This is a genomic window from Vibrio sp. Vb1127 (genome assembly GCF_033338735.1).
Classification (GTDB): domain Bacteria; phylum Pseudomonadota; class Gammaproteobacteria; order Enterobacterales; family Vibrionaceae; genus Vibrio; species Vibrio alginolyticus.
This window is the reverse complement of the sequence record NZ_JAWOTF010000048.1, coordinates 1-8,247: the sequence shown is the minus strand read 5'-3', so window position 1 is coordinate 8,247 and position 8,247 is coordinate 1. Positions and strand designations below refer to the sequence as shown.

Annotated in this window: 8 protein-coding genes and 3 pseudogenes; 4 read left to right on the top strand and 7 right to left on the bottom strand. The window is 56.4% G+C overall.

Features of this window, described 5'->3' with window-relative positions; translation table 11 throughout:
- A partial coding sequence (locus R7H07_RS23685; RefSeq protein ID WP_206926156.1) for a hypothetical protein occupies positions 1–211 on the top strand: 211 nt, incomplete at its 5' end.
- On the opposite strand, the gene R7H07_RS23680 is transcribed toward R7H07_RS23685, so the two are convergent.
- Together R7H07_RS23680 and R7H07_RS23675 are read right to left on the bottom strand one after the other, a co-directional pair.
- Positions 183–1,013, bottom strand: coding sequence for an APH(6)-I family aminoglycoside O-phosphotransferase (locus R7H07_RS23680; protein ID WP_001391758.1), 831 nt, complete (start codon positions 1,011–1,013; stop codon positions 183–185). The two genes, R7H07_RS23685 and R7H07_RS23680, sit on opposite strands and share 29 nt — an antisense overlap.
- Before the next feature lie 57 nt (positions 1,014–1,070).
- Positions 1,071–1,367 (bottom strand): annotated as a pseudogene (locus R7H07_RS23675) (MerR family DNA-binding protein); the annotation flags it as partial.
- Here R7H07_RS23675 and R7H07_RS23670 point away from each other — a divergent pair.
- Positions 1,362–1,496: pseudogene (locus R7H07_RS23670) on the top strand (relaxase); the annotation flags it as partial. The pseudogenes R7H07_RS23675 and R7H07_RS23670 sit on opposite strands and share 6 nt — an antisense overlap.
- Positions 1,497–1,527: 31 nt before the next feature.
- Here the strand turns inward: R7H07_RS23670 and tetR(A) are convergent.
- Positions 1,528–2,178, bottom strand: coding sequence for a tetracycline resistance transcriptional repressor TetR(A) (tetR(A), locus tag R7H07_RS23665; RefSeq protein ID WP_000164043.1), 651 nt, complete (start codon positions 2,176–2,178; stop codon positions 1,528–1,530).
- A gap of 105 nt (positions 2,179–2,283) precedes the next feature.
- Here tetR(A) and tet(A) point away from each other — a divergent pair, with 105 nt between their 5' ends.
- Positions 2,284–3,483 (top strand): tetracycline efflux MFS transporter Tet(A), encoded by a 1,200-nt coding sequence (tet(A), locus tag R7H07_RS23660; RefSeq protein ID WP_001973670.1) that lies wholly within the window; start codon positions 2,284–2,286, stop codon positions 3,481–3,483.
- A 31-nt stretch (positions 3,484–3,514) separates the two neighbouring features.
- Here tet(A) and R7H07_RS23655 read toward each other — a convergent pair.
- From R7H07_RS23655 to sul2, 4 genes and pseudogenes are all read right to left on the bottom strand, one after another.
- A pseudogene (locus R7H07_RS23655) lies at positions 3,515–4,030 on the bottom strand (DMT family transporter); the annotation flags it as partial.
- A 107-nt stretch (positions 4,031–4,137) separates the two neighbouring features.
- On the bottom strand, positions 4,138–4,974 hold the full coding sequence (locus R7H07_RS23650; protein ID WP_000480968.1) for an aminoglycoside O-phosphotransferase APH(6)-Id: 837 nt from the start codon (positions 4,972–4,974) through the stop codon (positions 4,138–4,140).
- Positions 4,974–5,777 carry an aminoglycoside O-phosphotransferase APH(3'')-Ib gene (gene aph(3'')-Ib, locus R7H07_RS23645; protein WP_001082319.1) on the bottom strand — a complete coding sequence of 268 codons (804 nt, stop codon included), beginning with the start codon at positions 5,775–5,777 and terminating at the stop codon, positions 4,974–4,976. Before aph(3'')-Ib ends, R7H07_RS23650 begins: the two co-directional genes overlap by 1 nt.
- Positions 5,778–5,837: 60 nt before the next feature.
- Positions 5,838–6,653 carry a sulfonamide-resistant dihydropteroate synthase Sul2 gene (gene sul2 / locus R7H07_RS23640; RefSeq protein ID WP_001043260.1) on the bottom strand — a complete coding sequence of 272 codons (816 nt, stop codon included), beginning with the start codon at positions 6,651–6,653 and terminating at the stop codon, positions 5,838–5,840.
- A 470-nt stretch (positions 6,654–7,123) separates the two neighbouring features.
- On the opposite strand from sul2, the gene R7H07_RS23635 reads away from it, so the two are divergent.
- Positions 7,124–8,247, top strand: a 1,124-nt coding sequence (locus tag R7H07_RS23635) for a DUF4158 domain-containing protein (RefSeq protein ID WP_206926158.1), incomplete at its 3' end; no start/stop codon positions are given.

The window sequence follows — 8,247 nt, the reverse complement described above, 5'->3', positions numbered from 1 at the left end:
GGTTGATGAAGTACTGCCTGAACAACCCATGCGTCAGTGGGTGTTGAGCTTCCCGTTTCAGCTGCGTTTCCTGTTTGGGGTCGTTTGCGGGAAGGGGCGGAATCCTACGCTAAGGCTTTGGCCAGCGATATTCTCCGGTGAGATTGATGTGTTCCCAGGGGATAGGAGAAGTCGCTTGATATCTAGTATGACGTCTGTCGCACCTGCTTGATCGCGGCCGCGATAGCTAGATCGCGTTGCTCCTCTTCTCCATCCGCGTTCCAAGCTGCGGAAAGGCACCCATAAGCGTACGCCTGGTCGAGCAGGCGACGCGGATCGACGTCCAGCGCACGAGAGAATGCGTCCGCCATCTGTGCAATGCGTCTAGGATCGAGACAAAGGTCGTCTCTGTCAGCCGGATCGTAGAACATATTGGCGGCGCCAAAGCCCACTTCACCGACCAGACCGACGGGATCTATCACCAGCCAGCCGCGACTGGAGAACATGATGTTTTCATGATGCAGATCGCCATGTAGCCCACGCAGTTCCGAGGCATTGCTCATCATTTGATCGGCTATAATCGCCGCGTGGACGTAGTCAGTTTGACAACCTGCGTTTTGATCATCGCGCGCCCGCTGAAACAAAGCTGCAAAGCGATCCCGGATCGGGAGAAGGGCAGAAGGCAGGGGTTCCTCAGATGCGGCATACAGCTTCGCCATTAGTTCCGCTGCAATTTCGGTCGCCTGGTAGTCGCCGTGCTCGGCAACGATGTGAGAGAGCATTCGCTCCCCGGCATATTCGAGCAACATCAGATTGTTCTCACGACCGAGCAACCGGACTGCTCCCCTCCCATTGCGCCATACCAGATAGTCGGCCCCGCGCAGTTCATCAGCAATGTCTTCTATAGGTTTCAATCCCTTGACGATTGCAGGAGTCCCGTCTGGCAATGAAACTTTCCAAACGAGGCTGGAAAAGGTGTCCGCAATGAGAACAGGTTGCGAAACGTGCCAATGAGCAGGAAAAACAGGCGGCATGAAGGGGTCGTCTCAGAAAACGGAAAATAAAGCACGCTAAGGCGTAACTACCCTCGGCTACACCGCGTCGGCACCACGCGGCTCTTTCTCCCCTTGCAGCGAAGCAATCAGCGGGCAAGAAACGTTCCCTTGCCGCGCATGGCAGGCGAACACAAGTTCGGATAGCACGGTTTCCATGCGCGCCAGGTCGGTCATTTTTTCGCGCACGTCCTGAAGCTTGTGCTCGGCCAGGCTGCTGGCTTCCTCGCAGTGGGTGCCGTCATCCAGCCTCAGCAGCTCTGCGATCTCGTCGAGGCTGAATCCGAGCCGCTGGGCTGATTTCACGAAGCGCACCCGCGTCACATCCGCCTCGCCAGAGAGGCCGAGCGCGGCCGTGAGGCTTGGACGCTAGGGCAGGGCATGAAAAAGCCCGTAGCGGGCTGCTACGGGCGTCTGACGCGGTGGAAAGGGGGAGGGGATGTTGTCTACATGGCTCTGCTGTAGTGAGTGGGTTGCGCTCCGGCAGCGGTCCTGATCAATCGTCACCCTTTCTCGGTCCTTCAACGTTCCTGACAACGAGCCTCCTTTTCGCCAATCCATCGACAATCACCGCGAGTCCCTGCTCGAACGCTGCGTCCGGACCGGCTTCGTCGAAGGCGTCTATCGCGGCCCGCAACAGCGGCGAGAGCGGAGCCTGTTCAACGGTGCCGCCGCGCTCGCCGGCATCGCTGTCGCCGGCCTGCTCCTCAAGCACGGCCCCAACAGTGAAGTAGCTGATTGTCATCAGCGCATTGACGGCGTCCCCGGCCGAAAAACCCGCCTCGCAGAGGAAGCGAAGCTGCGCGTCGGCCGTTTCCATCTGCGGTGCGCCCGGTCGCGTGCCGGCATGGATGCGCGCGCCATCGCGGTAGGCGAGCAGCGCCTGCCTGAAGCTGCGGGCATTCCCGATCAGAAATGAGCGCCAGTCGTCGTCGGCTCTCGGCACCGAATGCGTATGATTCTCCGCCAGCATGGCTTCGGCCAGTGCGTCGAGCAGCGCCCGCTTGTTCCTGAAGTGCCAGTAAAGCGCCGGCTGCTGAACCCCCAACCGTTCCGCCAGTTTGCGTGTCGTCAGACCGTCTACGCCGACCTCGTTCAACAGGTCCAGGGCGGCACGGATCACTGTATTCGGCTGCAACTTTGTCATGCTTGACACTTTATCACTGATAAACATAATATGTCCACCAACTTATCAGTGATAAAGAATCCGCGCGTTCAATCGGACCAGCGGAGGCTGGTCCGGAGGCCAGACGTGAAACCCAACAGACCCCTGATCGTAATTCTGAGCACTGTCGCGCTCGACGCTGTCGGCATCGGCCTGATTATGCCGGTGCTGCCGGGCCTCCTGCGCGATCTGGTTCACTCGAACGACGTCACCGCCCACTATGGCATTCTGCTGGCGCTGTATGCGTTGGTGCAATTTGCCTGCGCACCTGTGCTGGGCGCGCTGTCGGATCGTTTCGGGCGGCGGCCAATCTTGCTCGTCTCGCTGGCCGGCGCCACTGTCGACTACGCCATCATGGCGACAGCGCCTTTCCTTTGGGTTCTCTATATCGGGCGGATCGTGGCCGGCATCACCGGGGCGACTGGGGCGGTAGCCGGCGCTTATATTGCCGATATCACTGATGGCGATGAGCGCGCGCGGCACTTCGGCTTCATGAGCGCCTGTTTCGGGTTCGGGATGGTCGCGGGACCTGTGCTCGGTGGGCTGATGGGCGGTTTCTCCCCCCACGCTCCGTTCTTCGCCGCGGCAGCCTTGAACGGCCTCAATTTCCTGACGGGCTGTTTCCTTTTGCCGGAGTCGCACAAAGGCGAACGCCGGCCGTTACGCCGGGAGGCTCTCAACCCGCTCGCTTCGTTCCGGTGGGCCCGGGGCATGACCGTCGTCGCCGCCCTGATGGCGGTCTTCTTCATCATGCAACTTGTCGGACAGGTGCCGGCCGCGCTTTGGGTCATTTTCGGCGAGGATCGCTTTCACTGGGACGCGACCACGATCGGCATTTCGCTTGCCGCATTTGGCATTCTGCATTCACTCGCCCAGGCAATGATCACCGGCCCTGTAGCCGCCCGGCTCGGCGAAAGGCGGGCACTCATGCTCGGAATGATTGCCGACGGCACAGGCTACATCCTGCTTGCCTTCGCGACACGGGGATGGATGGCGTTCCCGATCATGGTCCTGCTTGCTTCGGGTGGCATCGGAATGCCGGCGCTGCAAACAATGTTGTCCAGGCAGGTGGATGAGGAACGTCAGGGGCAGCTGCAAGGCTCACTGGCGGCGCTCACCAGCCTGACCTCGATCGTCGGACCCCTCCTCTTCACGGCGATCTATGCGGCTTCTATAACAACGTGGAACGGGTGGGCATGGATTGCAGGCGCTGCCCTCTACTTGCTCTGCCTGCCGGCGCTGCGTCGCGGGCTTTGGAGCGGCGCAGGGCAACGAGCCGATCGCTGATCGTGGAAACGATAGGCCTATGCCATGCGGGTCAAGGCGACTTCCGGCAAGCTATACGCGCCCTAGGAGTGCGGTTGGAACGTTGGCCCAGCCAGATACTCCCGATCACGAGCAGGACGCCGATGATTTGAAGCGCACTCAGCGTCTGATCCAAGAACAACCATCCTAGCAACACGGCGGTCCCCGGGCTGAGAAAGCCCAGTAAGGAAACAACTGTAGGTTCGAGTCGCGAGATCCCCCGGAACCAAAGCAAGTAGGTTAAACCCGCTCCGATCAGGCCGAGCCACGCCAGGCCGAGAACATTGGTTCCTGTAGGCATCGGGATTGGCGGATCAAACACTAAAGCTACTGGAACGAGCAGAAGTCCTCCGGCCGCCAGTTGCCAGGCGGTAAAGGTGAGCAGAGGCACGGGAGGTTGCCACTTGCGGGTCAGCACGGTTCCGAACGCCATGGAAACCGCCCCCGCCAGGCCCGCTGCGACGCCGACAGGATCTAGCGCTGCGTTTGGTGTCAACACCAACAGCGCCACGCCCGCAGTTCCGCAAATAGGGGTCGTTTGCGGGAGAGGGCGAAATCCTACGCTAAGGCTTTGGCCAACGATATTCTCCGGTAAGATTGATGTGTTCCCAGGGGATAGGAGAAGTCGCTTGATATCTAGTATGACGTCTGTCGCACCTGCTTGATCGCGGCCGCGATAGCTAGATCGCGTTGCTCCTCTTCTCCATCCGCGTTCCAAGCTGCGGAAAGGCACCCATAAGCGTACGCCTGGTCGAGCAGGCGACGCGGATCGACGTCCAGCGCACGAGAGAATGCGTCCGCCATCTGTGCAATGCGTCTAGGATCGAGACAAAGGTCGTCTCTGTCAGCCGGATCGTAGAACATATTGGCGGCGCCAAAGCCCACTTCACCGACCAGACCGACGGGATCTATCACCAGCCAGCCGCGACTGGAGAACATGATGTTTTCATGATGCAGATCGCCATGTAGCCCACGCAGTTCCGAGGCATTGCTCATCATTTGATCGGCTATAATCGCCGCGTGGACGTAGTCAGTTTGACAACCTGCGTTTTGATCATCGCGCGCCCGCTGAAACAAAGCTGCAAAGCGATCCCGGATCGGGAGAAGGGCAGAAGGCAGGGGTTCCTCAGATGCGGCATACAGCTTCGCCATTAGTTCCGCTGCAATTTCGGTCGCCTGGTAGTCGCCGTGCTCGGCAACGATGTGAGAGAGCATTCGCTCCCCGGCATATTCGAGCAACATCAGATTGTTCTCACGACCGAGCAACCGGACTGCTCCCCTCCCATTGCGCCATACCAGATAGTCGGCCCCGCGCAGTTCATCAGCAATGTCTTCTATAGGTTTCAATCCCTTGACGATTGCAGGAGTCCCGTCTGGCAATGAAACTTTCCAAACGAGGCTGGAAAAGGTGTCCGCAATGAGAACAGGTTGCGAAACGTGCCAATGAGCAGGAAAAACAGGCGGCATGAACATCAACCCCAAGTCAGAGGGTCCAATCGCAGATAGAAGGCAAGGCGTTCGCGGTCGGGGGCTTCGATCCCCAATACATTGAATAGGACAGCGAAGGCGCGCTCTGCTTCATCTGGCGCTGCCCAGTTCTCTTCGGCGTTAGCAATCATGAGTGCCAAATCGGCATAGCGATCTGCTGTTCCGAGCCGCCCAAGGTCGATCAGACCCGTGCATTGAAGAGTTTTAGGGTCCACCATGAAGTTCGGCATGCAGGGATCACCATGGCAAACAACCATATCGGTGCGCTCTTGGTCGAGCCGCACCGGTAGCTCTCGTTCGACACGAGCCAAAAGATCGAGCTGCGGCGTACTCTTGTCCTCGTCCGGTAAGAAGTCGGGATTGACGGCATTGCGGGACACCACATCAACGGCGCGTCCGAACATTCGCGACAGCCTGCGCTCAAACGGACATTGATCAACCGATAGGCTGTGAACAGCGCCAAGTTGCTGCCCCATTGACGGCCACGCTTTGAGCAAATCCGCTCCAGACAGATCAGCCGCCGGTACTCCCGGAATTGCCGTTATCACCAAGCATGCACCCTCCTGTTCCTCCTGCCAGTTGATCACCTCGGGGCAAGCCACACCTCGACCTTTGAGCCAAATGAGGCGGTCACGCTCTCCAGCGAGCTCACCGCGGCGGGAAGCAGGTGCGATTTTCGCGAAGGCATGCCCGTCACCACGTCGAAAAACAAAATCACCAGATTCTCCGCCTCTGACAGGCAACCAGTCAGAATGCGATTCACCAAAAAAAATATTAGTTCGATTCAATGGAGGTTCCTTCAGTTTTCTGATGAAGCGCGAATATAGAGAAATATCCCGAATGTGCAGTTAACGAATTCTTGCGGTTTCTTTCAGCGCCGCCAATACCGCCAGCCCGTCGCGCAAGGGGCGCGGCTCGTGTGTGCGGATGAAGTCAGCTCCACCTGCGGCGGCGGCAAGCTCTGCAGCGAGTGTCGCGGCCCCGACATCCCCCGGACCACGGCCTGTGAGCGCGCGCAGAAAGGATTTGCGCGAAACAGACAGAAGCACCGGCAAATCGAAGCGCAGCCGCAATTCATCGAACCGCGCCAGCACCGAGAGCGAGGTTTCGGGAGCAGCCCCCAGAAAAAACCCCATGCCGGGATCAAGGACAAGGCGGTTGCGTTTGATACCGGCACCCGTCAGCGCCGCGATGCGCGCGTCAAAGAACGCCGCAATGTGATCCATGATGTCGCCAGCGGGTGCCTCGCGCCGATCTGCCTGCCCGTCTTGCACCGAATGCATAACGACGAGTTTGGCAGATGATTTCGCCAATTGCGGATAGAACGCAGCGTCTGGAAAACCGCGAATATCATTGAGATAGGCTACACCACGCGACAAGGCATAGGCTTGCGTCGCGGGTTGATAACTGTCGAGCGAGACGGGAATGCCATCTGCCTTGAGCGCGTCCAGCACCGGCGCGATACGCGCGATTTCTGTGTCGGACGAAACAGGCGCGGCGTCGGGATTGCTGGATGCCGGACCGAGGTCGATCACATCTGCCCCCTCGGCCATCAGCTTACGCGCCTGCGCAATGGCTGCGTCTGGCGCCAGATACCGGCCTCCATCGGAGAAACTGTCCGAGGTTATGTTGACGATGCCGAAAATGATGAGCGATTTATTCATGGGGGCTTCTATAATAATAATAATCGAGCATGAGTCTCATACGGATGCTCGGGTCGAAAGGGAATCCCCAGGCGAGTAACCTGTTTGCGGTGATCCATTAGCTGCAGGAGCAGAATAGCATACATCTGGAAGCAAAGCCAGGAAAGCGGCCTATGGAGCTGTGCGGCAGCGCTCAGTAGGCAATTTTTCAAAATATTGTTAAGCCTTTTCTGAGCATGGTATTTTTCATGGTATTACCAATTAGCAGGAAAATAAGCCATTGAATATAAAAGATAAAAATGTCTTGTTTACAATAGAGTGGGATACAGACACGCTTGATATGTTTGGAGATGGGGTTCTAGGGATTTTCCCCTCTAAAAAGACTTAATCCTCTGTAGACCACACCAATAAATGGCTGCGGAGGTGGGTTACTACTTATAAGTGTGGCAAATTAGGTAAATATCGTACATTTAATACGGAACAGCCCTGATATGGCCATCAAAAACGAAATTACTATTCTCACGAGAGCAGAACAGGCAGATCTTTATTCCCCACCCATTTTTTCAATCGAAGAACAACGTCTGTACTTTTCTCTGAACGATGCGGAATTGGCAGTTTTTCGGTCAATTCGTCTCAGAGCTCATAGATGTTACTTTGTCGCGATTTTGGGATACTTCAAATCAAAGCCCGTCATCCTAGATATCGCTTACTCGCAGGTTTCTAAGGATTTAATGTTCATCAGTAAAGAGCTGCTTGGCGGCAAGGGGCTCAGACCATTCACTCCCTCACAAAAACAAAAAGATCGACTCTACGCAAAAGTATTAGACCTTGCTGGTTATCACAAATGGGACGAAAGTCAGCACTTCAATTCTCTTTTCGACCACCTTGTTCAGGTGGGCAATGCCTGGCTGGAGCCGCGTTACCTCTTTGATACTGCTATTGAATTCCTAACCAGTCACAGCATTGCTATCCCTAGGTACACCGTACTCCAGAGACTGATAAGCAGAGCGATGCAGCAGGTCAGAAAAGACCTGGCGCACCAACTTAATCAACTCACCAGTCCTGAACTTCACGTCTTTCTGGACAGCATAACAGCCATTGATGACGGACTAAGCCTGAACCAGCTCAGAGGCGGTGCAAAAAGTCTGACCGTACCTGAACTTAAAAAAGAGCTTGCCCTTTATCATCAGTTAGCGCCATGGCGCACGCAAATCAATGGCGTTATCGATGGGCTTAATCTGTCTCTTAAAAATCGACAACACTTCGGTGAGCTCATCAACTATTACGGTAGTAAACTCAAACGATTCAAACGCGCACAGCAGCATCTATGGTTGCTATGTCACCTGACAGAGCGGATACAACTGGCACTGGAACGGTTAACTGATGGGTTCATTTACCATATCCGCAAGCAACAAGAAGCTGCCAACACCTTTGCACAACAAGCAGTGTTCCTGTCCTGGCAGTCAGCCGCGGACAATGTCACGAAAGCGGCAGAGTTACTGCATCTGTTTGTGGATGAGAACATTGATGATAATCAACCCTTCTCAGTAGTCAGACAACAGGCATTGAAGGTCATGAATGACAGGGATATCCAGACCCTCTGCCTTTACCTGAA

Coding starts and splice junctions, on each gene's coding strand:
- R7H07_RS23650 (WP_000480968.1), bottom strand. CDS start 4,974: ATGTTCATGCCGCCTGTTTTTCCTGCTCATTGGCACGTTTCGCAACCT.
- sul2 (WP_001043260.1), bottom strand. CDS start 6,653: ATGAATAAATCGCTCATCATTTTCGGCATCGTCAACATAACCTCGGAC.
- R7H07_RS23680 (WP_001391758.1), bottom strand. CDS start 1,013: ATGCCGCCTGTTTTTCCTGCTCATTGGCACGTTTCGCAACCTGTTCTC.